This is a genomic window from Ferruginibacter paludis (assembly GCF_030409685.1).
Lineage (GTDB): Bacteria > Bacteroidota > Bacteroidia > Chitinophagales > Chitinophagaceae > Ferruginibacter > Ferruginibacter paludis.
Window position 1 is genome coordinate 452,845 of the sequence record NZ_JAUFQJ010000015.1, and the last position, 26,699, is coordinate 479,543.

Below are 26,699 nucleotides of genomic sequence, written 5' to 3' on the forward strand. Positions count from 1 at the left end.
CAGGGAATTAATTATCGGTGTCTGTCGAAGCCACCGGGCAGCACCTGTACTCCTGAGATTTTTCCAGCAGTTCTATTTGCTTGCGCAACAGGTCATTTTCCAGTTGCATCCTTTCTTTTACAAGAGGCTCACATGTATCGCAATCATCCAGGCAACCTTTAACAACAATGCCGGGTGTGGGAAGTGAAAATTCCATGTCGAAGTTGATAGAGAGTTTTGTTTCCTGCGAAACTTTACCATCTTTTCCAAGCAGATTTTTTGCAATTAATTGCTGATCCACTTCTTTCAATGCAGCCATTCTTGTTGCTTCGTCTAATGGTATTCCAAAATTCTGTTCAGTAGCAAATGCAGACCTGTTAAGGGTTTGATTAACATTCAACAGGGATGCCGTATCAATATTTGCAAAAGCCGTTGCACTGGCTGCTACTGTTGTTCTTCTTAAAAGGGTAGTGGCCGGTATGTCCTGCGGTACCAGTGCAATGGGAAGTTTTGCAGCACCCGGTTGTAAAATACCGCCGATAGGGGCATTGCTGTCAGCCACCCTTCTTTCAATAGCCACCAGTTCAAAATTTATTTTTTGTTTTTTGTTGATGCGGTAAAACATATAGGTTACCGCATGGCATTTATTGTAGTTGCTGAATTCCCGCGAAGCGGCTTCAAAATGATCTTCTGATTCGCCCTGGATATGGGTGCGACTGCTGACTTCACCGATGGAGATCGAGTGTGCTTTCCTCGTAGCACCTACCGCCTGGGTGGCTGAACTTTGCACATGCGATTTTTGCTGGTTTAAATAATCAGCCACCGAAGAGCTGTTGTGGCTTCCGCCCGCACTTGTGCTTGCACTGGCACTTAAACTAAATGGATTGATACTTCCGCCTGCATCGCCATGAAAATCCCATTTACCTTCAGATGAAGTTTCTGCGTTGCCTGATTGCGAAGCGGAAGCATCGGCCAGGTATTTTTGCGTGGCCGTCATAAAATATTGTTCTTCTGAAATTTGTTCACTCCGGTAGCTCAGTTTCGTTTCACTGTCGTACGTAAAGCGGCTCCTTCTATCGGTTGTTGAAAGGCGCACTTTTTCGCCGGGTAAGAGTGTGGTACTATAGGCCGGATCGCCAAGGGTGAGACCCAGTGTACACCTCGTAAGTTTGAAGTGAAGAATTACCTCAACGTTCACCCTTCGCCGGTTATCGTTGTTACCGGTAGGGTAGGTAAGTACCCTGCTAAAATTGATGACATCGCAATGATCATCTTTCATTAAGTCAGGACAGCAGGGAATTGCAGCAGCATCTTTTTCGTTTGCCATGATTGTATTTTTATTTTTTAAGAATGTGTGTTTATTCAGTCACCCGCATAGGAATACCTGTCGAATAACGCTTCGTTTTTTTATATCCTCTCTGTAAAAATTATGGGGGTTCTTCTAAGATGCTCAGATGTAACCTGTCGGTAGGAATCGGGGGTTAGTAGCTTTCTTGATTGCTAAATAGGATGTAAACCTACAATTAAAATTTGCCTGTAGCAATACCACAAAGTGATGATTTTAAAAAATGGTCTCCACTAAATAAATACCCTAAAGTGATAACTGCTGAAATTGAAACCATGTATGTTGTAGCTGAAATGCTACCTGAACTTTCAATTAAGCTGTGATAAAATAAAAAATGCAATCCACGAGATCTTGATTGCAACTGTTGACTTTTGTAATTTAAAGAAACAAATTAAAGTGTATGGAAAAGCAACACCACTCAAAATAAATTATTAATCATTAATCTGTTAATTTTAATGTTCAGTTAATTACAAACAACATTATGCAGACAGATTTTTTAGTAATTGGTAGCGGCATAGCTGGGTTAACCTATGCCCTCAAAGTAGCAGAAGCTTGTCCTGATAAAACCATTACCATACTCACTAAAACCCAAAGTGATGAAACTAATACCAAGTATGCACAAGGCGGTATTGCAGGTGTGATGGATTTTGACAATGATAGTTTTGAAAAACATATTGAGGATACATTGATAGCGGGTGATGGTTTGTGCAACAGAGCTGTAGTAGAAATTGTGGTAAAGGAAGGCGTGGAGCGAATAAAAGAACTGATTGAATGGGGTGCTAATTTTGACAAAGACAAAGAGGGCGATTATGCTTTGGGAAGAGAAGGCGGACATAGTGAATTTAGAATATTGCATCACAAAGATGTAACGGGTAAGGAAATGGAAAGAGCTTTATTGGAAGCTATAAAAAGCAAGCCCAACATTCAACTCATCAGCCATTGTTTTGTGCTGGATATTTTAACACAGCATCATCTCGGCTACCTGGTTACAAAAGCTACTCCAACTATTGAATGTTATGGTGTGTATGTGTTGAATTTAAATACCCATAAAATCGAAAAGATAGTAGCAAAAATAACGTTGCTTGCAACAGGAGGTAACGGCCAGGTTTACCGAACCACTACCAATCCCGCCATTGCAACAGGTGATGGCGTAGCAATGGTGTACAGGGCCAAAGGAAGAATTGAAAATATGGAGTTCATACAGTTTCATCCCACAGCCTTGTACGAGCCTGGCGTGCGTGGACAAAACTTTTTAATTACAGAAGCGGTACGTGGCGATGGCGGTATTTTGCGCAACCATGCTGGCGAGGCATTTATGGAGCGATATGATGAACGAAAAGATTTGGCGCCAAGGGATATTGTTGCAAGAGCTATTGATAATGAGATGAAGATAAATGGTACCGAACATGTTTACCTGGATTGCCGCCATTTTAGTAAGGAGAAATTTACAGAACACTTCCCCAATATTTATGATAAATGCATCAGCATTGGTATTGACATTACGAAGGACATGATACCCGTGTCCCCGGCAGCACACTACAGCTGCGGAGGCGTACAAACCGACGAGACCGGTAAAACTTCCATCAGCAATTTATATGCGGCAGGCGAATGTGCGTGTACCGGTCTACACGGCGCTAACCGCCTGGCAAGTAACAGTCTGCTGGAGGCCATGGTGTTTGCCCATCGCAGTTATTTAGATGCGGTAAACAAAATTAACCAGGTTGCATTTCAGCAGAACATCCCTGACTGGAAGGCGGATGGCACCAGTGCCCCAAAGGAAATGATTTTGATTACGCAGAGTTTAAAAGAAATGAAATTACTGATGAGTGATTATGTAGGCATTGTGCGTAATAATGAACGTTTACAAAGGGCCAACCGCCGCCTTGATTTGCTGCATGAAGAGACCGAAGGACTGTTCAAAAGAACGATTGTGTCACCGCAATTATGTGAACTGCGTAACATGATCACGGTGGCTTATTTAATTGTAAAAAGTGCAGAATTCAGGCACGAAAGCAGGGGGCTGCATTTTAACACGGATTATCCAGCAAAAAGTGATAAGGTGCAGAATATTGTTCTGTAAGAAGGCTGCAGAACAGCTTTCTTACAGAACAATTTGCCGGCCTTTTTTTAATTCAAAACACTGGCATCCTTCTCAATTTTAATGCGGTTTTCTTCTTTAATTTTTGCCCAGCCCCCGGTGATATTTCTTAAGTTATGTAATCCCTGTTTTTTTAATATGGAGCAAGCTATTACACTTCTATAGCCACCGGCGCAATGCAGGTATAAATTCTGATTTTCTTCAAAACCTGCTATCAGCGCCACGTCTGTCATATCGGCGAGCGGCATGTTAATTGCATTTTTTACATGCCCGTCTGCAAATTCAATTTCTTTTCTCACATCCACCACCTGCAAATTGGGATCAAACGGAATATCCATTGCCAGCTCGTCTGCTTCAACACTTATAATCATATCCACTTTTTCACCGGCTTTCTGCCAGGCATCAAAGCCGCCTTTCAGGTAACCATCAATTTTTGAAAATCCAACCCTTGCCAGCCTCACAACTGTTTCTTCTTCTTTGCCTTTTTCAGTAACAAGTAGTAGTGGTTTATCAAAGGGCAGCAAACTGCCGGCCCACTCCGCGAAGCGGCCCTCAAGCCCAATAAAAATACTGCCAGGAATAAATCCTTCCGTAAATATATCGGCATGCCTTGTGTCTGCTATAACTACATCTTCTTTTAATTTATTTTTAAATGCTGTTATCGTTAATGCAATAAGCCCATTTGATTTTATTGCATCCAGGCTCTCATATCCCTCCTTATTAATTTTGGCGTTGATGGGAAAATACCTTGGCGCATCTTCCAGCCCGTCTGTAATCGCAGCAATAAAATCTTCTTTCGTCTGTTGCTGTAAAGCATAATTGTTTTTGCGTTCATCTCCGATTGTACTGTGTGTATCGAGACCTAAATTTTTACCGCAACTGCTTCCTGCGCCATGTGCCGGGTACACTAAAACATCATCGGCCAGGGGCAATATTTTATTCTGGATGGTATCATATAAAATGCCTGCGAGTTCTTCTTTGCTCATGTCGCCGCTGCTTAAATCCGGGCGTCCAACGTCACCTACAAATAAAGTATCGCCGGTAAAAAGCGCATGGTCTTTTCCTGATTCGTCTTGCAATAAATAGCAGCTGCTTTCAATAGTATGGCCGGGTGTATGCAGTACTTTAAAAGAAATTTTTCCTGCTTTAAATACCTCACCATCTTTTGCTATGTGTACTGGAAAACTAGTGGATGTCTCCGGTCCGTAAATAATAGTTGCCCCGGTTTTTTTAGCCAGATCTAAGTGACCACTTACAAAATCTGCATGAAAATGTGTTTCAAAAATATATTTGATAACAGCATCCCTTTCAGCAGCCAGGGCAATATATTCTTCCGTGTCCCGTAACGGATCTATTACTACCGCCTCGCCATCGCTTTCAATGTAATAGGCAGCCTCACTTATACAATTTGTATATATCTGTTTAATAAACATAAAAAAGAATTTTTTAAAATCAGTATACCTGAAAAAACGAGCGCAACTATTTGGCGTAAACCGGTTATTGCATCTAATTCAATATATCTCGATACCCATTAAAAATAATAAGGTTGCAAATATAAAAAACAAAAAACGGATGCTGTTGGGCACCCGCTTTTAAATTGCAAATAATTGTATAATTATGCAACAAGTTCATTTACAAAATTGCTTATTTCGTCAATTCTTTTATGATTAATAATGTAAAAAATAAACTTGCCATCACGCTGGGTACTAACTACACCTGCCTTACGTAAGATGGCCAGGTGCTGAGATGCTACTGATTGCTCCAATCTTAACCGAACATAAATTTCGGTTACCGTGATCTTCTTTTCTTCTTCGATTAGTTTCAGCAATTGCTGGCGTAATTTGTGGTTGAGCGCTCTTAAAATAAGGGCTGCTTTTTTTACACTGTAGTAATCAATTTTGATACTACCTGTGGTAGGAGTTTGTGGTAAAGCTGGATGCTGCTCCGGCGGAGCTGAGGCTGTGAGATTTGTCATAGAAATTAAATTTTAATTGTGCTTGAAAGAACAAAGATACAAACCATTTAATATTTATGAAAATGCTTATTGGAATAATTTAGATTTTTACTAATATTTTTCGTTAAGACGGATTAAAAAATTCCTTTACGTACAGCGGCTGAACGTAGGCGATATCTTCAAATTTATTATTAATAAATTTTTTATAGGATAGTTGGCTCATATACAGTGCATTTGTTTCATTTTCTATAAAATAAGCATTTGCATTGCTACATATCCCTCTCCATTTCGTGGAACCATTTCCAGAAAAAACTATTTTATTCGTTAACAAAAAATTTGCAAAAAAATCATTTTCAAGTACGAGCGCTGCGGGTTTTAGCAGTGATTGAAGATTGGCGTCAAATATTGCAGTAAATACTTCCATACGCCTGGCATCTATCATGGGACAAAATAAAACTGGTAACGGAAGTTGTAAATTTTTAGTTTCATTGATTGCCTGCCAGGCTATCAACTCCAATGCTCCAATTGCTATTAGTGGAATATGTAAGGTATAACAGAGACCTTTGGCACTTGCCATGCCTACCCTCAGGCCGGTATAACTTCCCGGGCCGGCAACAACCGCAATAGCATTTAGTTGATTTAAATTGACTCCTGCTGTTTGGCAAATGGATTTGATTGCAATATGTAAAAAGGAGGCATGGTCTTTTTGTTCCTTGTTGGTTGCTTCCTGCAAAATATAACCATCCTTTGCAATGCTTACAACCGCTATGTTACTAGCCGTATCGATATTTAACAGTAGGCTCATTTAAATCATTTATTATTTATCTAACAACAGTTTTCTTTCCCTTTTAATTTTAAGCAGAAGGTTGATTTTTCAAAGGCTGATTTAACTTTTGACAACCTAATGCTTCATCTATTAAGTCATTGTTTTTTCGAATAAATGATATTGTTCTAATGGCCATCTAACGAAAATTTTTACAAAAATAGGTGGTTGATAAAAGATATATTTGTAAATCTTAAGTAAAATCATGAGCAAACAGATTATTCAGACTAACAATGCACCGGCACCAATCGGGCCATATAACCAGGCTGTAAAAGCCGGTAATTTATTATTTGTATCCGGCCAGGTAGCCATTAAGCCCGGCACAAACGACCTTGCCAATACAGATATTATTGAAGAGACTCACCAGGTACTCCAAAATATAAAAAGTATATTGGCCGAAGCTGAGATGGATTTTAGCAATATTGTAAAAACAACCATTTTTTTAAGTGATATGGACTTGTTTAGCCGGGTAAATGAAATTTATGCGAAATATTTTGACGGAGATTTTCCGGCCAGGGAAACGGTGGCAGTAAAGGGACTTCCTAAAAATGCCAACGTTGAAATCAGTGTAATCGCAGCCATCTGATATCAAGCTTCTTTCGCCATTGATATGTAATCCATAATCAAACCGGAGGAAAGGAATTCACTAAATCGATCTTTTGCACAATGGAGCGCAACTGCAGGCCGTTGAAAAGGTTACTGTTCACATCGACATCCTCTAGTAATGATTTAAAAGGTTTCTAATTTTGTCCACCTCTTATCTTCTTTATTTATACCGATGAAAATACAACTATGAATAATACAAAACAGGTTGTTATAATAACCGCTAAAACACATCCTTTTCTAGAAAATACCCTGGCACAAAAGGGTTATGATGTACTGTATTTACCAGAAATTACATACGAAGAGTTAGCGATCCAAATTAGGCAGGCAACCGGCTTAATTGTAACTACCCGTTTAAAAATTGATGAGCCATTGCTTGAAAAAGCTACGAAATTGAAATGGATTGGCCGGCTGGGTAGTGGTATGGAATTGATTGATGTGGAGTATGCGCAAAGCAAGGGCATTACGTGCGTTAGCAGTCCTGAAGGTAATCGTAACGCTGTGGCCGAACATGTTTTGGGGCTTTTACTCAATTTGATGAACCGGATATCTTTCAGTGCGGATGAAGTAAAGCAAAAAAAATGGATCAGGGATGCCAATCGTGGCACGGAATTGAGTGGTAAAACGGTAGGTATTATAGGGTTTGGTAATACAGGTTCAGCGCTGGCAAAGTTGCTGGCGGCGTTTGAAGTGACCGTACTGGCCTATGATAAATATAAGTTTGACTTTGGCGCCGGGTTTATAAAGGAAGCAAATATGGAGCAAATTTGCCGTTACGCAGATGTAATAAGTTTTCATGTGCCGCTTACGGAAGAGACAAGGTACATGGCGGGCGCCGGTTTTTTTAACGCCCTTAAAGAAAAACCTTTCTTTATCAACGCCTGCCGGGGACCGGTGACTGATACTGCTGCCCTGATTGAGGCATTAAAGCAAAATCAAATTGCGGGTGCAGCACTGGATGTACTTGAAAACGAAAATCTGGCTACCTTAACGCCTCTGCAACAAGCACAATTAGACTTTTTAACTTCACAAAACAATGTTATTATTACACCTCATATAGCGGGCTACAGTAATGAGGCTTTTTACAAAATGGCTGCTGTAATTCTGCAAAAGTTGGGTATTTAATTATTTGTTTATATTTGCATTCAAATACAACGCCTTGGTACAGCCCGGGGCGTTGTATTTTTTTCTATTATCTAAAAAGAAGTGTTATGAGCGGAATGAACTATGTAAAACAAGAAACCTTCGAGCAAATGAAAATTGAGCTGCACCATATGAAAAGTGTAGAGCGCCCTGCTGCCAGTAAAGCCATTGCCGAAGCACGTGAAAAAGGTGACCTGAAAGAAAATGCGGAGTACGATGCCGCAAAAGAAGCCCAGGGCATGCTGGAAGCCAAAATAAAATACCTGGAAGGAGTAATTGCGACTGCCCGTATTTTAGATGAAAACAATATAGATACCAGCAAAGTATCTATTCTAACGAAGGTTACTGTAACCAACCTGGGTACCAAAAAGAAAGTTACCTACCAGATTGTGTCGGAGAAAGAGGCTGATTTAAAGCTGGGCAAGATTTCAGTAACTTCTCCCATCGGAAAAGGATTGCTGGGCAAAGCAATTGGCGACGTAGCTGAAGTAACCGTACCTGTGGGCCTGTTAAAATTTAAGGTAGAAGATATTACGATCTGATTAGCAAGCTTGAAGTTTTCTAACCCATTCAATTTTTGAGTGGGTTTTTTGTTTGTACATTTAGCCAAAATTTACCAGGTATGACCATCTTTTCAAAAATAATTGCCGGCCAGATTCCTTCTTATAAAATTGCAGAAGACGACAAGTTTTTTGCTTTTCTAGATATCTACCCACTGGTAAAGGGGCATGTATTAATTACTACAAAAATTGAAACGGATAAGTTCTTTGATTTACCTGATGACTATTTAAATTCGATTATGGTTTTTGCAAAACCCATCGCCCATGCAATCGAAAAGTCATTTGATTGTAACCGTTGCGGGATCAGTGTTATCGGCTTGGAAGTGCCGCATGCGCATGTGCACCTGATGCCGATCAATTCAGAAAAAGACATCAGCTTTACCGGTGGAAAATTGAAATTATCGCCGGAAGAATTTAAAGCCATTCAGCAAAAAATTATTGCCAATTTGTAACAATTATTTTTTTAAGCGTGCCGGGTTTTTTTTTAGAAAATCATCCCAACCGTTTACTTTATTGCCGCTGCCTGGCATCACCGTGTTTTCCTGGAAATAGTGACAAACGGCCACCGCCAGTGCATCTGAGGCATCAAAATATTTAGGGTCTTCTTTAAAATTCAGTAATCGTTGCAGCATTTTTAATACCTGTTCTTTGCTTGCATTTCCATTGCCCGTAATAGATTGTTTTACCTTTTTTGGAGCATATTCAGTAACATCCAGGCCATGCCGCATGGCAGCCGCTATGGCTACGCCCTGTGCTCGTCCCAGCTTTAGCATACTCTGTACGTTTTTGCCAAAAAAAGGTGCTTCAATAGCAAATACATCCGGTTTGTATTTTATAATCAACCCGCTGACTGTATTGTAAATCAACTGTAATTTTTTATATGGATCATCCACTTTGCCGGGTCTTAAAATATCAAGGTCTATTAATGATATTGTACTGCCGGTTATCTTTATTAATCCGTAACCCATCACCACGGTGCCCGGATCAATTCCTAAAATGATGGTTGATTTTTTTTGCAACTGCTGCTTGGTATTGTTAGATTGATGGATTAACTGAATATTTCAACTATACTTGTAATTAATTAACTGCAGTTAAGTAGCACAAGGTCCGTAACAAAAGTAAATTAAATGCTTCATTTCCCTGCGCAGGCAACATGCAGGTGAAAATAAACAAATCCCTCTTGAATAAAAAAGTAAAAATATTAATCAATTATTTTTTAGGGCCTTTGCTATTTATCATTTTGTCGTGGACATTATACCGGCAAATAATTAACCGCCCCAATGTGGGTACGCAGTGGCAGCAAATAAAAAGCAGCTGGATAGATGCCCGGCTTTGGCTGGTGGTTTTTTTAATGCTGGTGAACTGGGGTATCGAAGCCCGTAAGTGGCAAAAGCTGGTACAACATGTTCAACCGTTTTCTTTTTACCGGGCGTTTAAATCAGTGCTTTCTGGATGTAGTATCACCATGCTAACTCCCAACAGGATCGGTGAATATGGTGGCCGTATTTTATATGTAGATGATGGCAACCGCATTAAAGCCATTTCACTTACGATCGTTGGTAGCATCAGCCAATTGCTGGTCACGATGATAATGGGTTGTGTCGGGTTAACATTACTAAAATATTTTTCGCAGGCTGCCAGTGGTGTCACAACTATTTTGCCGCCTTTTTGGCAAACAGTAATAACATCACTTAGTATTGCGTTAACGGTGTTGCTGTTGTTATTTTATGTTCGTTTAGGGTGGCTGGTACGCACAATGGAAAAAATACCGGCACTGGATAGGGTAGTTCGGCACATTGCTATTTTAGATGAATTTAACAATATGCAGTTGCTTCAGATACTATCTTTATCGTTTGTGCGGTATGTGGTATTTGTTTTGCAATACCTGCTGCTGTTAAGGGTGATGGATGTGGAGATTGCCGCAGGGCTTGCTTTTTGGCTGCTCACTATTTTTTACCTGGTGATGGCCGTTGCACCGACATTTGCTTTTATTGAATTACCGGTGAGGTTAAGCGCAAGCTGGGCCATTTTTCAGTTTTATACCGGTAATCAAACAGGTGTTAGCGCTGCCGCCCTTGGTATTTGGATCATTAACCTGGTAATACCGGCTATTATAGGCAGTTTATTAATTTTAAGTATCAAAATTGTAAAAGAAAGATGAAAGGAATTTTAATAGCCTTGTTTTTAACGTTGGGGTTTGGCGCTGTTGCGCAAAGTGAAGAGAAGGATGATTTTTGCGGGATAAAAAACACCGCTTTTATTGCCGGCGAAGTGGTTACCATGAAGGTGTTTTATAATACGTTGGGTATGTACGTAGGCGCAGGCGAGGCTACTTTTACAACTACCATGGAAAGGTTCAATGGAAGAACTGCCTATCATTGTTTGGGCGAAGGAAAAAACTATCCATTTTTCGACAACTTCTTCAAAGTACGTGACCGTTACGAAACCTATATAGATACAGCCACTATGCTGCCTATGAAATTCATCCGCAATGTAGATGAAGGGGGCCATAAAATTTATAACAATGTAACTTTTAACCAGGGCACAGGCACCGCTATCAGCAATAATGGAGTGTTTAAAACCAGCCGCTGCATACAGGATGTAATCAGTGCTATATATTACGCCCGCAATATCAATTTTAATAAATACAAACCAGGCGATAAAATTCCTTTTGACATGTTTTTAGATGACGAAGTCTATCATCTGTACCTCCGTTATATGGGCAAGGAAACTGTAAAAACACAATACGGAAAATTTAAGGCCATCCGGTTTAAACCCTTGCTGGTAAAGGGAACCATCTTTGAAGGCGGTGAAAAAATGAACGCCTGGGTTAGCGACGATCCCAATCATTTATTACTGCGTGTTGAAAGCCCTGTAAGCGTTGGTTCAATAAAAGTGGATATGTATGGTTACAAAAATTTGCGGTATCCGCTCACTTCCCTCATCAGTGTAAGAGGACTTTAATTTTCACAACAAACAGAGGAATAATCATGGCGTGTCCCAGGCTGCGCAAGGGCCGGGCTTTACGCAGCAATCTTTTTTTCGTTCCTCAAAAAAGTATTTCCGCTTCAATCCCTCACGCACCAATTTGAGGTGCCGGCTGTAATAAAAAGCTTACACAATTTCGCTCAGCTTAAATACATCCTTTACACGAATACCTTTTTCGGTTTGTTGCAACGTGCAGCATTCATTTACCGGATCATGTTCCAGAAAAAGGATGTAGTTATTTTGAACCGCTTCGGTTAAAAATATTTTCTTTTCGTGCAGGGTTGTTAAAGGAAACATGTCATATCCCATCACATAGGGCAGGGGAACGTGCCCCGCAGAAGGCAACAGGTCAGCCATGTAAACAATGGTTTTTCCATTGTATTCAATTATCGGCAACATCATCGCATCTGTATGACCGTTGGCAATAATGAATGTAACATTTTTTGTAAAAGCTGATCGCCCAATCTTTTCAACTCCGTTTTCAACATCGTGTTGTACAATGGATGACTGTTTATTTATCTCAGCAAATTGCAACCTGCCGCTTTGCTGAATGGGTAAAATATTTTCTTTTAAAAAGCTGGCCTTTTCCCGGTCGTTCGGCTGTGTGGCCCATTGCCAGTGGTTTTTATTGCTCCAGTAAACAGCGTTTTTAAATGCGGGCACCAATTCGTCCCCAGCCCTTTCAATGCAACCACCGCAGTGATCAAAATGAAGATGCGTTAAAAAAACATCTGTAATATCATCTTTTGTAAAACCATATTTATTCAGCGATTTATCAAGGGTGTCATCACCATGCAAATAATAATGTCCAAAAAATTTCGCATCCTGTTTATCACCCATACCTGCGTCCACCAAAATCAATCGGCCTTCGTCTTCAATTAACAGGCAACGCAAGGCCCAGCTACACATATTGTTTTCATCGGCAGGGTTTAATTTGTTCCACATACTTTTTGGAACAACGCCAAACATGGCGCCGCCATCTAACTTAAAATAACCAGCATTGATGGAGTATAATTTCATGATGCAAATGGATTTATTTTTAATTTCTTGTCCTCAAAATTAAATTAATAAATCCTGCTTATGCTATTTTGCTTGTTTTCAGTTTTGCTGACGTAAGCAGTAACCACACAAAACCCAGCACAAAAAATACCACCAGTGATAAAATAGATTGGCGGATGCTGCTGATGCCTTCGATAAAACCAAATGTAAAAAGGCCGATTACAATGGCCAGTTTTTCCGTAACATCATAAAAACTGAAGAAAGAAGCCGTGTCTTTTGTTTCAGGCATAAACTTGCTGTAGGTGGAACGGCTGAGAGATTGTATGCCTCCCATCACCAAACCAACCAACGATGCGATGATATAAAAATGCGTTTCTGTAGTAATGAAATAGCCGGCAATACAAACACCTATCCAAAGCAAAACTGTAAAGATGAGCACATTTACATTACCGAACCGGGCCGATAATTTTGACATACCGATGGCGCCGACAATCGCCACCAGCTGAATGATCACCGCTGTAATAATGAGTTTCTGATCGGCCAGTTTTAATTCTTTAATACCAAAATCAATCGCTACCAGCATTACGGTCTGTACGCCCATGCTGTAAAAGAAAAAAGCGGTTAAATACCGTTTTAAGACCGGCATATGTTTTAACTGGTTCCATACAATTTTTAATTCTTTAAAACCATTCACCAACACATGGTGCTTTGCCTTACGTTCTGTAATGCTGCTGATGGGTAACCGGTTAAAAGTAATTTGCGCAAAGCCAACCCACCAAACACCTACCAGTAAAAAAGTAATTTTTAACGGCAGCGGATTGTCGGGCATAAATATAACCAAGGCAAAACCTACCATTTGCATCAGTACGCTGCCTATGTATCCAAATGTATAGCCCTTGGCGCTAACCCTGTCCTGGTCAGCTTCTGCGGCAATTTCAGGCAGGTAGGAGTTGTAAAAAACCTGGCTGCCATAAAAGCCAATGCCGGCGAACATAAAACACATTAGCCCGAGGGTTACATGGTCTCTATCGAAGAAAAACATCAGCGAACAACTGGCTGCGCCCATGTAACAAAAGAAGCGCATAAAGTTTTTTTTGTTGCCTTTGTAATCCGCCATGGAAGAAAGTATGGGCGACATGATGGCGACAATTAAAAATCCAAATGCCAGTACATAATCTTTCAGTTCGGTATTTACAAAATGACGACCTAAAAAATAAATGCCATCCGGGAAATTCTTAAGGCCGGTGATGGCTGCATAGTAAGCGGGAAAAAAAGTAGTAGTAATTACCAGGTTATACACCGAGTTAGCCCAATCGTACATGGCCCAGCCGGTAATTACTTTTTTGGAAGCGGTTTGCATTAATTAAGGTTAAGCATTTAAATTAGGTATTTTAATTCAAAGGCAGGATAATTATTGGCGACATGATAAGAGTCCGGATAAGAAAATGCAGTAGATAAGTTTTGTTTATTGCACTGCCCCTTTCCAGATAAGTAACAGCAGCGTAGCGCCCAAAACAATGCGGTAAATACCCCAAACACGAAAGCCGTATTTTTTCAAAAAGGTAATGAAAAATTTGATGGCAAGCATTGCAACTATAAAGGCTACGATATTGCCAATGGCCAGCTGTTTGATTTCTTCAGCTGAAAAGCCACCGCTTTCTTTATAATATTTTAATAATTTATAGACTGTAGCTGCCAGCATGGTGGGCACGGCCAGGAAGAAAGAAAATTCAGCAGCGGCACTGCGTGTTAATTTTTGTTGCATACCGCCAATGATAGAAGCCGCACTGCGGCTGACACCTGGTACCATTGCGATACATTGCCAAATGCCAATAATTACGGCTTTACCATATGATACTTTTTCTTCTGATTGAATGGCAGGCTTTGTAAAGGCCTTATCAATAAACAATAAAACAATACCACCTGCGAGCATGGTAATGGCAACTGTTAAAGAACTCTCCAAAAGGGCATCAATTTTTTTACTGAATAAAAATCCAAAAATTAAAGCGGGTACAACTGCCACAGCCAGTTTTGCATAAAACTGCCAACGGTTAAAGTTGAAAAATTTTTTGGCATACAACACCACAACAGCCAGAATGGCTCCCAATTGTATTGCTACGGTAAATACTTTTATAAAATCGGTTTCTGTTACACCCAATGCTTTTTCAGCAATGATCATGTGACCGGTAGAAGAGATAGGAAGAAATTCGGTAAGCCCTTCAACAATGGCTATAATAATGGATTGTATGGTGTTCATGCAGGTTGTTTTGTAACCAGGATATAAAAATTGCGAAGCTCATACTTCGCAACTGCTTTTATTAACGTATAAATTATTCGCTTATTTTAGGCTTCTTCATAATCGCAAATATTTCCACCACAAAACCCACAATGATTAAAAAAGGAGCCAGGGTTATGCGGGTGAAACTGTAAATCTCATTATCATTGAATTTTGTAGGGTCAGGGCTTTTACCACCTGCCATTAAAAAAAATCCGATGGCCATTATAACCAAACCAACCAGCATCCAGGTAAAATTTTCTTTACCAAATAAGGGATTTGGGGTGGCCTGTTTTTTATTCGTGATCATGTTTGTTATTTTAGAAATGCAAATAAAGGCAATAATATTTAATTGAACGTTGCGGCACCGTTAATAAAGATCGTCCAGTTTCATTTTAAGGTATTTCAAAACGGCCAGGTAAGTGCTTACCAGCGTCATGGCAATGCCGAGTACGATGATGACTAAAAATAAAATGATCAGGCTTTTGTTATCATGCAGCAATTTGAAGTTGGGTATAAAACTTTCCGTGAGCAGTATGGTGCCCCAAATGGCAGCAATGGCCAGGCCCGCGGCAATCAAACCATTGAGCACCGCTCTTGAGGTAATTGGCCTGGCAATAAAGCCCCTGGTTGCCCCTACCATCTGCATGGTTTTTATTATAAAGCGGTTGCTGTACATCGCCAGCCGGATAGTATTGTCAATAGAAAATATTACGAGGATAGTAAGAATGCAGGCGCCGATTAAGAATACAATGGCACCTGTTTTTACATAGCCGCTTATTTTGCTCACTGTTTCTGTAGGAAACTGGAATTCTTTAATTACACCCGGAAAAGTGGTTTCCAAATTTTCTGACAACATGTTCAGACTATCTTTTTCCACATGATCGGCCTTGATGTAAAAATCAATACTTTCGGGCAGCGGGTTATAGTCCAGCAATTTTTTCCAGGTACTGTCATTGTCTTTATTCCATTCCATGGCCGCCATTTCTTTGGTAACATGTTTTACATCTCTAGCATATGGAATGGCTGTGATATAGTCTTTCAGGCTGTCAATTTTCTTTTTACCTGCATCGGGATATAAGAAGGCGTGTACCTGGATATTTTCTTTAAAATAGTCACCCGATTTGCGCAGATTCAGAAAAAACCAGCCCACAATACCAAATAAAAATAGCACCAATGCAACGCCGATGATGGCATACGCGTACGTCGGCTGACCACGTTTACTGCTTGCTTTTCCGAATTGAGACATAATTTTTATTGTTTGGTGGAAAGGAGTTTTTAATTTTATCTCCCCATAACGAGGGGGAGCGCAAAAATAAAGGTTTTTAGCTGCTTTACTGTACTTTTGCCCACTGCAAAACGATTGCCTGCCAAATATATTTTTATTGTTGGATATCTTGTTGGAGAAGAACGTTTAAATAACTTTTCTTTCACAAAACAGTAAGCAATGGCTGATGTCTGATTTCCGGATGTCTGATTTTTTCCGGCTTGTTATAGTCTTCAGACAGTATGGACACATCAAACTGAAAGTTTTGTAATTGATATAAGGTAGCAAGTTTAGGAAGTGTTGAATAGTGGTTTTCAGTACAAGTGAGTGACACAACAATGTTGATCAATGCTGTGTAATTACCCGGACAAAAATTAATAGAACATACCCTTTTAAGCAAGGAATAATAAATAAGCAGTAATGGAATACAGATTTAACGAGATTGAAAAAAAATGGCAGGATCAGTGGAAGGCTGATAAAGTGTACCAGGTATCCAACGAGTCGGCAAAGCCAAAGTATTATGTGCTGGATATGTTTCCGTACCCGAGTGGTGCAGGGTTGCATGTGGGGCATCCGCTGGGCTACATTGCCAGTGATATTTACAGCCGGTATAAAAGATTAAAAGGATTTAATGTGCTGCACCCGATGGGCTTTGATAGCTTCGGTTTGCCTGCAGAACAATATGCATTGGAGACTGGTCAGCACCCGGCCGAGACCACAAAAAAGAACATCGCCACTTTTAAAAGTCAGCTGGATAAAATTGGTTTTTGTTACGATTGGGAACGGGAAGTGCAAACGAGCGATCCCAATTATTATCAATGGACGCAGTGGATTTTTTTACAACTCTTCAATAGTTATTTCTGCAATACTGAAAAGAAAGCCTTGCCCATTTCGCAGCTGATTAAAAAGTACGAAACAAAAGGTGCTTTGCCCAAAACCGGTGAACCCATACCTGGTAAACATTTTACTGCGGAAGAATGGAAAGCATATAGCAAACAGCAGCAGGAAGAAATTTTAATGAACCGCCGGCTGGCCTTCAGCAAATACGGTGAAGTAAACTGGTGCGAAGCTTTGGGCACTGTGCTGGCCAATGATGAAGTGGTAAATGGCGTGAGCGAACGTGGTGGCCACCCGGTAGAAAAAAAGAAAATGCGCCAGTGGTATTTGCGTATTACAGCTTATGCCGATCGTTTGCTGGAAGGCCTGGAAACAGTGGAGTTTAGTGAGAGCATGAAGGAAATGCAGCGCAACTGGATCGGCAAATCCCAGGGTGCTGAAATGGATTTTGTTATAAAAGGCAATGATAAAAAACTACGCGTATATACGACCCGCCCGGATACTATTTTTGGTGTGGACTTTATGGTGGTGGCGCCCGAACATGAGCTGGTAGCCGCTATTACAAGTGCGGAGCAGAAAGAGGACATTGATAAATATTTGCAGTATGTAAAGAGCCGAAGCGAAAGAGAAAGGCTGGCGGAAGCCAAAACTATCACCGGTTGTTTTACAGGTGCCTACGCCATCAATCCTTTTGATGGAAAGGAAATTCCTATCTGGATTTCGGAGTATGTATTGGCGGGTTATGGTACCGGTGCTATTATGGCTGTGCCTTGCGGCGATCAACGGGATTTTGCTTTTGCAAAACATTTTAATATCCCCATCACCAACATTATTGGCGACCATTATACTGGTGAAGAAGCCAATGCCACCAAGGAAGCCATTTTGCAAAACAGTGGTTTTTTAAATGGCCTGTTGATGAAAGATGCGATTGGCATTGCGGTGGATAAAATTGAAGAATTGGGCATCGGTACACGCAAGGTGAATTACAGAATGCGGGATGCAGGCTTCAGCCGTCAAAGGTATTGGGGCGAACCATTCCCGATTATCTGGAGGGATGGCATAGCCATACCGTTGGGTGCCGAAGAGCTGCCACTTGAATTACCGCATGTAGATAAATACGGTCCGGGGCCGGAAGGCGAAGGGCCGCTGGCGAATATTACAGAGTGGGTGAACACTCCTGCCGGCAGAAGAGAAACTTCTACAATGCCAGGTTATGCAGGATCTTCCTGGTATTTTTTGCGTTATATGGATCCGCACAATGGCAGTACTTTTTGTGACCGAAAGGCAAGCGATTACTGGAACCAGGTAGACTTATATATTGGCGGTACCGAACATGCAGTTGGCCATTTACTTTACAGCCGTATGTGGACGAAAGTATTATTTGACCTGGGTTTGATTGGTTTTGATGAGCCGTTTAGGAAGTTGGTTAATCAGGGGATGATAACTGGAAAATCATATTTCTTTAATGTTGTGGTTACAGATGATCTGGCAGATAGGAAAGGTGGTGCAAACAAGCTAGGCTCATTTGTAAAAGACAGTCCTTCCAATGTGCTGAGAAGATTTAGATTCGGTCATCAATATGTCGATGCAACTGGTAAACTAACTGAAAATAATTTACGGAAATATAATAGTGAACATCCGAATGATCAGGTTACTGACGATATTGACTGGCTAAATAACGGAGAGGAGAATTATATCATTCTAAAGGAAGAGTCTGAAAAGATGTCCAAAACGAAATTCAATGTTGATAATCCGGATGACCTGTGTGAAAAATACGGCGCTGATACTTTCCGCATGTATGAAATGTTCCTCGGTCCGGTTGAAGCCAGCAAACCATGGGATACCAAAGGCATTGAAGGCGTACACCGTTTTTTAAGAAAGCTGTGGCGGTTGTTTAATGATGACCTTAAAGGCAGGGTTTGGACAGATGAAAAACCTACCGATGCAGAATTAAAAATCCTGCACCGCACCATCAAAAAAATTGAAGAAGATACCGAGAAGTTTTCTTTTAATACGGCCGTAAGTGCCTTTATGATTTGCATCAACGACTTGTTTGATGTGAAGTGTCATAAAAAAGAAGTGCTGGAAAAAATATTGATTTTGATGGTGCCTTATGCACCGCATATTGCTGAAGAATTGTGGCACCAATTAGGTAACGAAGGCAGTATTTTAGATGCAACTTATCCCACGTTCAATCCTGCGCTGCTGGTAGAAAGCACCAAGGAATATCCTATTTCTATCAATGGAAAAGTAAGGGCCAATCTTTCCCTGGCTTTAGACCTCGATCAAAAACAGGTGGAGGAAATTGTATTACAGCATGAAGTAGTACAAAAATGGCTGGAAGGAAAAGATCCAAAGAAGATTATTTATGTTAAGAATAAGATGATTAATGTGGTGGTGTAAAAAGGTTGCCGGGTGGGTCACCCCAAAAAGGGTGGCTCATCCGGCAGGGATGAGCGTTACTGTTTATTAGGATAAATGCCGAAATATAAATCAAACAACACATCACAAGGTGAGCCACCCTTTTTGGGGTGACCCACCTTGATGAGCTATCCTGCCTCAGTTTAACCCACCGGAAAAGATCCCCATGCCGGTTTCCGAATCGCTCAAATCGCCCTTTCTACCTGACAACCATTATCACCTGGTATTTAAAAGCATTGATGGTATTCTATTATTTCGTCAAAGTGCTGATTATGATATTTTTTTAGAACGATTCCAGCAGTTCACCCGTTTTGCAATTGATACCTGGGCATACTGCCTATTGAGCAATCATGCACATTTTATCGTAAAAATAAAATCCATAGATGCAATAACGAATGCTGTCAGCAACATTGATTTTGCAAAGCAGACTGTTACGATGAAAAAGTTATTGACAGCGTGTGATAAAGAAGCAGCAGTAGTTGATGAAATGTTGGAACGGCAGGTTAATAGCTTTATGGTTTCATTCGCTAATTACACCAAAAATAAGTATCGGCATCATGGCGGTCTTTTTCAAAAGCCGTTTAAACGGTTGGAAATTGATACAGATAACTGGTTACAGACTGCTATTATTTATGTACATCTCAATTCTTTAAAACATAAAGTGTTCAGTGATTATGCTGCTTATTTGCATGGCTCCTATTTTTATTTTGTGCAGCAATGCAACACTTATTGTGCAACGAAAGATGTGCTACGATTTTTTGGCGGATTAGATCAATTTATAGCACTGCATGCAGCACAAGCTAAGTATTATTATGAGCACGGATTTCCCGATTCTAAATTAGAATAGCCACCATCCTCCAGGGTGAGCCACCCATGTGGGGTGACGCACCAAATGCAGAAGCCGTGGGGAGGTTGAACAAAATTTCATCTGCAGTGTTTTATAGGGTAAATTTATCGCATGGCAAATCCAACTATTGAACTCATCAACGCTCTTCGTTTAACCGCAACCAATCTCCGCAACGGCGCTTATCATAGCTGGGGCCATCATGGCGCCTGCAACTGTGGTAATTTGGTACAGTCTGTTACCAGTTTTAGCAAGGAAGAAGTATTAAGATATGCGCATACCGGCACCGGTGAATGGACTGAACTGGCCATAGAATTTTGCCCGGTAACAAATGCACCGCTGGGTTTGATATTTGCCCGCTTGAATGAAATCGGTTTAACACCAACCGACATTCACCACATTGAATATTTGTCAGATAAGGCAGTGTTGCGGCAATTGCCTGGTGGCTTTCGCTGGTTGAAACGCAATAAAAAAGAAGACGCTATTCTTTATTTTGAAACCTTTGCCAATGTGCTGGAAGATCAGTTGCTGCAGAAGGTGGATGTGCGGCTGGAAAATATTACCTTACCGGTTAAGCAACAAGATTTAGCCTTGGCTTATTAAAGGGGATGGCCATTTTTAGCCCACCTTAAAAGATATGCTTACCTTCATTTTATGAACAGCCCGCTCGAAAATGTCTTGCAAAAAAACCAGCCTCACTTCCGCAACGTTGTAAATTTTAATCCAGCTACAGATAAATTAGTAGCCCTTGATTTTACGGCAGTCAATAAGGAACTTTCGGAAGAACTTATAACTGATACACAAAAATTTACTCATTACATCGAAAACAAATTGGCTGCTGCCAATGCAACCTATGGCATCGGTGGTTATGGCGAAGACAGGGTATTGTACCAGCGCAGCAATCACTTTGCAACAGGATCTGCTGATACGGCAATACGCTCTATTCATCTCGGCATAGACATTTGGGGACCGGCAGGTACAAAAGTTTTTGTGCCGGTTGGTGGTACGGTACACAGTTTTGCTTACAATGATAATTTTGGTGATTATGGCGCTACTATTATTTTACAGCACCAACTGGAAACGATTGTATTTCATACCTTGTACAGACACTTAAGCCTGGCCGATCTTTCCAATATGCAGGAAGGAAAATATATCAGCCGCGGAGAATTGCTGGCACATTTTGGCGGACCCTCCGAAAATGGCGACTGGCCGCCGCATCTGCACTTTCAAATCATTGGAGATATGCGGGTAAGTAAGGGCGATTATCCCGGAGTTTGCACGATCGCTGAAAAAGAAAAATATTTACACAATTGCCCTGATGCGGATTTGATATTGAATATGATGCAGTATGTTTAATGAAAATTAATGTTACTGGGGAAAATAGAACAGACACTTACGCCTATTAAAAATACCAATCCTGCACTGAGCAGCAATCCTTTTCCAATATCCCTGCTGCCGGATGGAATGCACAAAATCAAGCCGAAAAAAAAGTAGGCCACGCCTAACAGCAATCCCGTTAAACCAATGCCAGTTGCGGCTTCTTTGGTGGTCAGCAAAATTAATAAAGCTATTACTGCATAAGCAGCAGAGCAACCAATCAACGTATTTTTTAAGACAGGTTTCATATCTTTTAAATTAGTGCATTCCGCCACCCAAATGCATATTACTGCAAATGGAATAACCAATTAATAATTCAACACCCCATATTCCGACACCAATCAGCAGTAACTTTTTATCATTCTGTTTCTTTGTTGCATCGTTTCTGCTTAATTGAACAATACCGGCAATCATTAAAATAAATGGTGCAAAAATTAATAGAAATAAAAATTCCATTGTTATAAATTAAACAGGCAATGCAGCTCTTTCCTGTTGCAGTGTCTTTAAATAAGTTTCCTTATCATCCCGGTAAAATAAATTCATTGTTTCAAACGGAATGATGCGGCCATCTTTATGTACAATGTGTACGCAACTTTTCTTGATTGCCCTTACATCAAAATCATACGCATCAATAAACCGCATGATAATGATACGGAATAAATTATCATAACCCAAACCGGGCGCTTCAATCTGTGGCAAACAGCAGAGCAGTTGCTTCATATTTTCTTCCACCCTGTCAACGGAAATGCCGGTACTGAAAATATCAATCATCTTTTCTTTCAATGCATCATCCTGTTCATAAATAATGGTATTGCGGCTGTTGTCCAGCAGTTGCGCCGGATCGATATACCTGGTTAAAGGAAACGTTTGCCCGGCTAATTTTAATGCGTATCCCATCACCAGCGCATCCGGATTACAAGGCACTGGTATCAGATCGTTCGGCTTAAATACAGTCGTCTGATCCAGTATTTTCTGGCGTACATCCGTTAGCGTAATGCGGTCGGTTGCCGGGTTAAAGTTTTGGGTTCGTCCTGCAACCTGTGTAGGTTGAAACGTAACGCCCCGAACACATTTTTGCTGTAAAGCAAAGTTAATTATTTTACCAATCTCATCATCGTTTACGCCTTGCTGAAGCGTTACTACCAAAGTGGTGGAAAGATTCAGCGCATTTAAATTTTCCAGGGCTTTCATACGCACTTCGGTTAAATCTTTGCCGCGTAATTGTTCTAATGCGGATGATTTAAAAGAATCAAACTGTAAATAAATTTCAAAGTCGGGTGCGTAAGTTGCCAGCTGTTTTGCAAACTCAAAATCTTTTGCGATGCGTATGCCGTTGGTGTTTAGCATTAAATGTTTAATGGGCTTTTGCTTCGCAATATCCATAATGGCAAAGAAATCAGGATGCACGGTTGGCTCTCCACCACTAATTTGCACCACATCCGGTGTGCCTTCGTTGGCTACTATAATGTCCAGCATTTTTTCAACCTCTTCAATGGTTCGGTGCCGCCCATAATGCGGACTGCTCATGGCATAGCAGGTGGGGCATTGCAGGTTGCAACGGTCAGTTATTTCAATTACGGTGAGGCAACTGTGCTGCTCATGATCGGTACAAAGGCCGCAATCATACGGGCATCCATAATGTGTTTTGGTATTAAAATGCAAAGGCGTTTCGGAAGGCTTATTGTAATTGCGGATTTTTTTGTAGTAAGCGATATCAGTTGCAATCAGTACCTTCTCAAAGCCATGCTCCCGGCAGTTTTTGTGCATGTACACATTGCCATTTTCAAAAACAATTTTGGCATCTACCCGGCGTAAACAGGTGCTGCAAATGCTGAGGGTAAAATCATAGTAAGTGTAGGGGCGTACTGGCATTTGTTTGTAATAATTTTGGGGGGTGAATCAGGTAACGGTAATAGTATGATAATCCGGCAATGGCTGTTAATTGTATGGTAGACAAACCGGCAACAACAATATCCGATGGCTTGATAAACTCCTGTAAAAACCGGTAAGCGATATATGCAATCATGAAAATTTTAAACCTGGCGCCTTCGGCCAACACATATCTTTTTTCAACTTGTTGCAGGCCAATCCAAAGTACAATTAAAAATACAATTTCATATAAACTTACCGGGTGGCGCAGTATTCCATCGCCTAAATTCATTCCCGTAAAAAATGTAGTAGGTGTACCATAAGTTTCCTCATAAACGCCCATACTAAAACAACCAATCCGGCCAATAATGAGCGCCAGTATCATCGGGTAAGTAAACAGATCCCCGCTGCTTCGTTTTTCGCCAATTAATTTCTTTACCAGTTCTACGCCAAACAAGCCGCCTAGAAAGCCACCTAATACGGTTTTGTTGGTGTAGATATATTGCCAGGTATTTTTTGTCGTAAGTAGTTCGTGTGGTTTTTCAAGCGCACCAATCAGGCGGCTTCCTATCAATGCCCCAAAAATAGCCCCGATTAATATCCAGGTTCTGGTATTTGATTCTATAGTATCACCTTGTTTTTTTTTGAGGAATAAAAAATACCTGAAACCAATAAAAAATCCTGCCGTTTCCAGCACAGCATGCAGTGGCAGATTGCTTTTCCCAAAATGAATTACTACCGGAAATTGCATGTGAATTAGTTTGGCATTAGCCTACAGGCTGTAATATTTTAAAAGCAATGATACTATTATTTGAACAAAATATTTAAGCTACATATTGCTGATGGTCAGATCAATCTTTGATTATAGTACACTATTTAGTAATGATTTATTTAAGAGGGCAGTTCTAAAATGAGGATTATTAAAAAGACTGGATGGCGTAAGGAAAATCTCCCTGATTAAATAAAACTGGTTTCCTTAAATAATGCACAACTTTTAACGTTGTACATTTGTTAGAATCACCGTGTAAAGCGCCTGAAATAGTAACTTTGCACCGCAAAAAGTAAACAATGGATATCAAAGCCGGCAAACTGTTAAGTGAAATCAATAGCCCTGATGACCTTAAAAAACTAAGCAAAGAACAATTGCACCTGGTTTGTGACGAACTGAGGCAATACATCATCGACGTTGTAAGTGTGCATGGTGGCCACTTTGCTGCCAGTTTAGGTGTGGTGGAATTGAGCGTTGCACTGCATTATATCTTCAACACACCATACGACCAGCTGGTATGGGATGTAGGTCACCAGGCCTACGGGCATAAAATTTTAACAGGCAGGCGGGATCAGTTTCCTACCAACAGAAAATACCATGGCTTAAGCGGTTTCCCCAACAGGAACGAAAGTGAATATGATACATTTGGAGTAGGACACTCGTCAACCTCCATCAGTGCGGCTTTAGGAATGGCAATGGCCAGTTATTATAAAGGGGAGAAAGACCGTCAGCATATAGCCGTAATTGGCGACGGCGCAATGACGGCAGGTCTCGCTTTTGAAGCTATGAATCACGCCGGCATTGCCAATAGTAACCTGCTCATTATTTTGAACGATAACTGCATGAGCATTGACCCCAATGTGGGTGCGTTAAAAGAATACCTTACTGATATTACCACCTCGCATACCTACAATAAAGTAAAGGATGATGTTTGGAACCTGCTGGGAAAATTACCCGTGGGAACGACGTTTTCCCGCTCTATGGCGCAAAAATTAACCGATGGTTTAAAAGGCATGGTCAGCAGCAGCGCCAATTTATTTGAAGCACTTAACCTGCGTTATTTTGGTCCTATTGATGGACATAATATTACCAAGCTTGTTGACACTTTATCTGATCTTAAAAATATTCCCGGCCCTAAATTATTGCACATAAAAACGGTGAAAGGTAAAGGGTACGAGCTGGCAGAAAAAGACCAAACCAAATGGCATGCCCCAGGCCTGTTTGATAAAGTAACCGGCGAAATACAAAAGAAAAAATTTGACATTCCTCAGCCGCCCAAATACCAGGATGTATTTGGCTATACCATTATTGAGCTGGCTGAAATGAATGATAAGATTATGGGAATTACCCCGGCAATGCCGAGTGGATCTTCCTTAAAATACATGATGGAAAAAATGCCCGACCGCGCTTTTGACGTCGGCATTTGCGAACAACATGCCGTAACCCTGAGCGCTGGCCTGGCAACACAGGGCATGCGGGTATTCTGCAATATTTATTCCTCCTTCATGCAAAGGGCATATGATATGGTAGTGCATGATGTAGCCATACAAAAACTACCGGTAGTGTTTTGCTTAGACAGGGCAGGCCTTGTAGGCGAAGACGGCGCCACGCATCACGGTTGTTATGATATAGCCTATATGCGTTGCATACCCAACATGATTATCAGTGCACCGATGAATGAAAAGGAATTGCGCAACCTGATGTACACATCGCAATTAACAACTACTACCAATCCTTTTGTTATTCGTTACCCACGCGGCGAAGGCACTATGCCTGAATGGAAAACGCCATTTGAAGAAATTCAGATTGGCAAGGGAAGAAAATTAAGAGATGGACAGGATGTAGCGATTCTTTCTTTTGGTCATCCCGGTAATTTTGCTGCCGCTGCAATACGTGATGTAAAAGCAGAAGGCATTAACCCAGCGCATTATGACATGCGTTTTGTAAAGCCCATTGATGAAGAACTGCTTCATGAAGTATTCAGCAAATTCAACAAAATAATTACCATTGAAGATGGAACCGTTGTGGGCGGTTTTGGTTCGGCTGTACTGGAATTTATGAATGGCAACGGATACAAAGCCGATGTAAAAATCATGGGTATTCCTGACCGCCTGGTAGAGCATGGTTCTGTGAAGCAACTGTACGATGAAATCGGCCTTGATGCCAATGCTATTGCTGCGACATTGAGAGAGATGGTAAAGGATAAGGTAACTGTTGCTACAACTTTCCAGTAAAGCTTAATCTCATCGCATTTGATAATTTTAGCCATGCAGTTGTGCTCCTATTTAGCTTCATTGGCGTCGCACTCCTGTACATTTTTTTATTATTGAAGATTTTTCATGCGGTTCATAGAGCAAAAACTTCTAAATACATTACAGCTACAATAATTGTTGCAAACAATATGGCAACTGAATTTATTATCACAGTATTGAATTTAAACTAATTCATTCAAGGTATACCTGACTCCAATTAAAGTATTGTTTCAGGAGATTTTCATCAAACCTCTACATCTACCCCTGCAATTTGCTCTCCGGTAAAGTCCGGTAAA

General features: G+C 40.7%; 26 protein-coding genes. 12 read left to right on the top strand and 14 right to left on the bottom strand.

What is annotated here, in order from left to right; translation table 11 throughout:
* Positions 1–7: 7 nt before the first annotated feature.
* Positions 8–1,306 carry a hypothetical protein gene (locus QWZ08_RS22840; RefSeq protein ID WP_290339908.1) on the bottom strand — a complete coding sequence of 433 codons (1,299 nt, stop codon included), beginning with the start codon at positions 1,304–1,306 and terminating at the stop codon, positions 8–10.
* A gap of 499 nt (positions 1,307–1,805) precedes the next feature.
* On the opposite strand from QWZ08_RS22840, the gene nadB reads away from it, so the two are divergent.
* Positions 1,806–3,404: an L-aspartate oxidase gene (gene nadB / locus QWZ08_RS22845; protein WP_290339909.1), complete on the top strand. Its 1,599-nt coding sequence runs from the start codon at positions 1,806–1,808 to the stop codon at positions 3,402–3,404.
* A 47-nt stretch (positions 3,405–3,451) separates the two neighbouring features.
* Here the strand turns inward: nadB and QWZ08_RS22850 are convergent, their stop codons facing one another.
* The 3 genes from QWZ08_RS22850 to tsaB form a co-directional block, all read right to left on the bottom strand.
* Positions 3,452–4,855 carry an MBL fold metallo-hydrolase gene (locus QWZ08_RS22850; RefSeq protein ID WP_290339910.1) on the bottom strand — a complete coding sequence of 468 codons (1,404 nt, stop codon included), beginning with the start codon at positions 4,853–4,855 and terminating at the stop codon, positions 3,452–3,454.
* A 182-nt stretch (positions 4,856–5,037) separates the two neighbouring features.
* Positions 5,038–5,397, bottom strand: coding sequence for an ArsR/SmtB family transcription factor (locus tag QWZ08_RS22855; RefSeq protein ID WP_290339911.1), 360 nt, complete (start codon positions 5,395–5,397; stop codon positions 5,038–5,040).
* A gap of 103 nt (positions 5,398–5,500) precedes the next feature.
* The gene (gene tsaB / locus QWZ08_RS22860; RefSeq protein WP_290339912.1) at positions 5,501–6,181 is read right to left on the bottom strand and encodes a tRNA (adenosine(37)-N6)-threonylcarbamoyltransferase complex dimerization subunit type 1 TsaB; all 681 of its coding nucleotides are present in this window, start codon (positions 6,179–6,181) and stop codon (positions 5,501–5,503) included.
* A gap of 223 nt (positions 6,182–6,404) precedes the next feature.
* On the opposite strand from tsaB, the gene QWZ08_RS22865 reads away from it, so the two are divergent.
* From QWZ08_RS22865 to QWZ08_RS22880, 4 genes are all read left to right on the top strand, one after another.
* Positions 6,405–6,785: a RidA family protein gene (locus QWZ08_RS22865; protein ID WP_290339913.1), complete on the top strand. Its 381-nt coding sequence runs from the start codon at positions 6,405–6,407 to the stop codon at positions 6,783–6,785.
* 206 nt (positions 6,786–6,991) lie between these two features.
* Entirely contained in the window at positions 6,992–7,927 is a 936-nt protein-coding gene (locus QWZ08_RS22870) for an NAD(P)-dependent oxidoreductase (protein WP_290339914.1), read from the top strand.
* 86 nt (positions 7,928–8,013) lie between these two features.
* Complete coding sequence (gene greA, locus QWZ08_RS22875; protein ID WP_290339915.1) at positions 8,014–8,487, top strand: transcription elongation factor GreA; 474 nt, start codon at positions 8,014–8,016, stop codon at positions 8,485–8,487.
* An 80-nt stretch (positions 8,488–8,567) separates the two neighbouring features.
* The gene (locus QWZ08_RS22880) at positions 8,568–8,957 is read left to right on the top strand and encodes an HIT family protein (protein ID WP_290339916.1); all 390 of its coding nucleotides are present in this window, start codon (positions 8,568–8,570) and stop codon (positions 8,955–8,957) included.
* Positions 8,958–8,960: 3 nt separating this feature from the next.
* On the opposite strand, the gene ruvC is transcribed toward QWZ08_RS22880, so the two are convergent.
* Entirely contained in the window at positions 8,961–9,524 is a 564-nt protein-coding gene (ruvC, locus tag QWZ08_RS22885; protein ID WP_290339917.1) for a crossover junction endodeoxyribonuclease RuvC, read from the bottom strand.
* A gap of 161 nt (positions 9,525–9,685) precedes the next feature.
* Here ruvC and QWZ08_RS22890 point away from each other — a divergent pair, with 161 nt between their 5' ends.
* Positions 9,686–10,666 (top strand): lysylphosphatidylglycerol synthase domain-containing protein, encoded by a 981-nt coding sequence (locus QWZ08_RS22890; RefSeq protein WP_290339918.1) that lies wholly within the window; start codon positions 9,686–9,688, stop codon positions 10,664–10,666.
* Positions 10,663–11,469: a DUF3108 domain-containing protein gene (locus tag QWZ08_RS22895; RefSeq protein ID WP_290339919.1), complete on the top strand. Its 807-nt coding sequence runs from the start codon at positions 10,663–10,665 to the stop codon at positions 11,467–11,469. Before QWZ08_RS22890 ends, QWZ08_RS22895 begins: the two co-directional genes overlap by 4 nt.
* 150 nt (positions 11,470–11,619) lie before the next feature.
* Here the strand turns inward: QWZ08_RS22895 and QWZ08_RS22900 are convergent, their stop codons facing one another.
* The 5 genes from QWZ08_RS22900 to QWZ08_RS22920 all read right to left on the bottom strand — a co-directional run bounded on the left by QWZ08_RS22900 (position 11,620) and on the right by QWZ08_RS22920 (position 16,016).
* Entirely contained in the window at positions 11,620–12,513 is an 894-nt protein-coding gene (locus QWZ08_RS22900) for an MBL fold metallo-hydrolase (RefSeq protein ID WP_290339920.1), read from the bottom strand.
* A gap of 58 nt (positions 12,514–12,571) precedes the next feature.
* Positions 12,572–13,852, bottom strand: a complete 1,281-nt coding sequence (locus tag QWZ08_RS22905) for an MFS transporter (protein WP_290339921.1) — start codon at positions 13,850–13,852, stop codon at positions 12,572–12,574.
* Positions 13,853–13,957: 105 nt separating this feature from the next.
* The gene (locus QWZ08_RS22910) at positions 13,958–14,749 is read right to left on the bottom strand and encodes an undecaprenyl-diphosphate phosphatase (protein ID WP_290339922.1); all 792 of its coding nucleotides are present in this window, start codon (positions 14,747–14,749) and stop codon (positions 13,958–13,960) included.
* Positions 14,750–14,822: 73 nt separating this feature from the next.
* On the bottom strand, positions 14,823–15,077 hold the full coding sequence (locus QWZ08_RS22915; RefSeq protein WP_290339923.1) for a DUF3098 domain-containing protein: 255 nt from the start codon (positions 15,075–15,077) through the stop codon (positions 14,823–14,825).
* 60 nt (positions 15,078–15,137) lie between these two features.
* Positions 15,138–16,016 carry a cell division protein FtsX gene (locus QWZ08_RS22920; RefSeq protein WP_290339924.1) on the bottom strand — a complete coding sequence of 293 codons (879 nt, stop codon included), beginning with the start codon at positions 16,014–16,016 and terminating at the stop codon, positions 15,138–15,140.
* A gap of 438 nt (positions 16,017–16,454) precedes the next feature.
* Between QWZ08_RS22920 and QWZ08_RS22925 the strand changes: the two genes are divergently transcribed.
* From QWZ08_RS22925 to QWZ08_RS22940, 4 genes are all read left to right on the top strand, one after another.
* The gene (locus QWZ08_RS22925) at positions 16,455–19,274 is read left to right on the top strand and encodes a leucine--tRNA ligase (protein ID WP_290339925.1); all 2,820 of its coding nucleotides are present in this window, start codon (positions 16,455–16,457) and stop codon (positions 19,272–19,274) included.
* Between the two features lie 454 nt (positions 19,275–19,728).
* Complete coding sequence (locus QWZ08_RS22930) at positions 19,729–20,139, top strand: hypothetical protein (protein WP_290339926.1); 411 nt, start codon at positions 19,729–19,731, stop codon at positions 20,137–20,139.
* A gap of 111 nt (positions 20,140–20,250) precedes the next feature.
* Complete coding sequence (locus QWZ08_RS22935; protein WP_290339927.1) at positions 20,251–20,739, top strand: hypothetical protein; 489 nt, start codon at positions 20,251–20,253, stop codon at positions 20,737–20,739.
* A gap of 51 nt (positions 20,740–20,790) precedes the next feature.
* On the top strand, positions 20,791–21,492 hold the full coding sequence (locus QWZ08_RS22940) for a peptidoglycan DD-metalloendopeptidase family protein (RefSeq protein ID WP_290339928.1): 702 nt from the start codon (positions 20,791–20,793) through the stop codon (positions 21,490–21,492).
* On the opposite strand, the gene QWZ08_RS22945 is transcribed toward QWZ08_RS22940, so the two are convergent.
* From QWZ08_RS22945 to QWZ08_RS22960, 4 genes are read right to left on the bottom strand one after another with little or no spacing between them, the layout of a single operon-like run.
* A complete protein-coding gene (locus QWZ08_RS22945) occupies positions 21,489–21,761 on the bottom strand; it encodes a hypothetical protein (RefSeq protein WP_290339929.1) in 273 nt (90 codons plus the stop codon). The genes QWZ08_RS22940 and QWZ08_RS22945 overlap by 4 nt on opposite strands.
* Positions 21,762–21,771: 10 nt before the next feature.
* Complete coding sequence (locus QWZ08_RS22950) at positions 21,772–21,969, bottom strand: hypothetical protein (RefSeq protein ID WP_290339930.1); 198 nt, start codon at positions 21,967–21,969, stop codon at positions 21,772–21,774.
* A gap of 9 nt (positions 21,970–21,978) precedes the next feature.
* Complete coding sequence (locus QWZ08_RS22955; protein ID WP_290339931.1) at positions 21,979–23,385, bottom strand: radical SAM protein; 1,407 nt, start codon at positions 23,383–23,385, stop codon at positions 21,979–21,981.
* Positions 23,357–24,133 (bottom strand): prolipoprotein diacylglyceryl transferase, encoded by a 777-nt coding sequence (locus tag QWZ08_RS22960; RefSeq protein ID WP_290339932.1) that lies wholly within the window; start codon positions 24,131–24,133, stop codon positions 23,357–23,359. The genes QWZ08_RS22955 and QWZ08_RS22960 overlap by 29 nt, the downstream gene beginning before the upstream one ends.
* Before the next feature lie 317 nt (positions 24,134–24,450).
* Here QWZ08_RS22960 and dxs point away from each other — a divergent pair, with 317 nt between their 5' ends.
* On the top strand, positions 24,451–26,385 hold the full coding sequence (dxs, locus tag QWZ08_RS22965; RefSeq protein WP_290339933.1) for a 1-deoxy-D-xylulose-5-phosphate synthase: 1,935 nt from the start codon (positions 24,451–24,453) through the stop codon (positions 26,383–26,385).
* Positions 26,386–26,699: the final 314 nt, after the last annotated feature.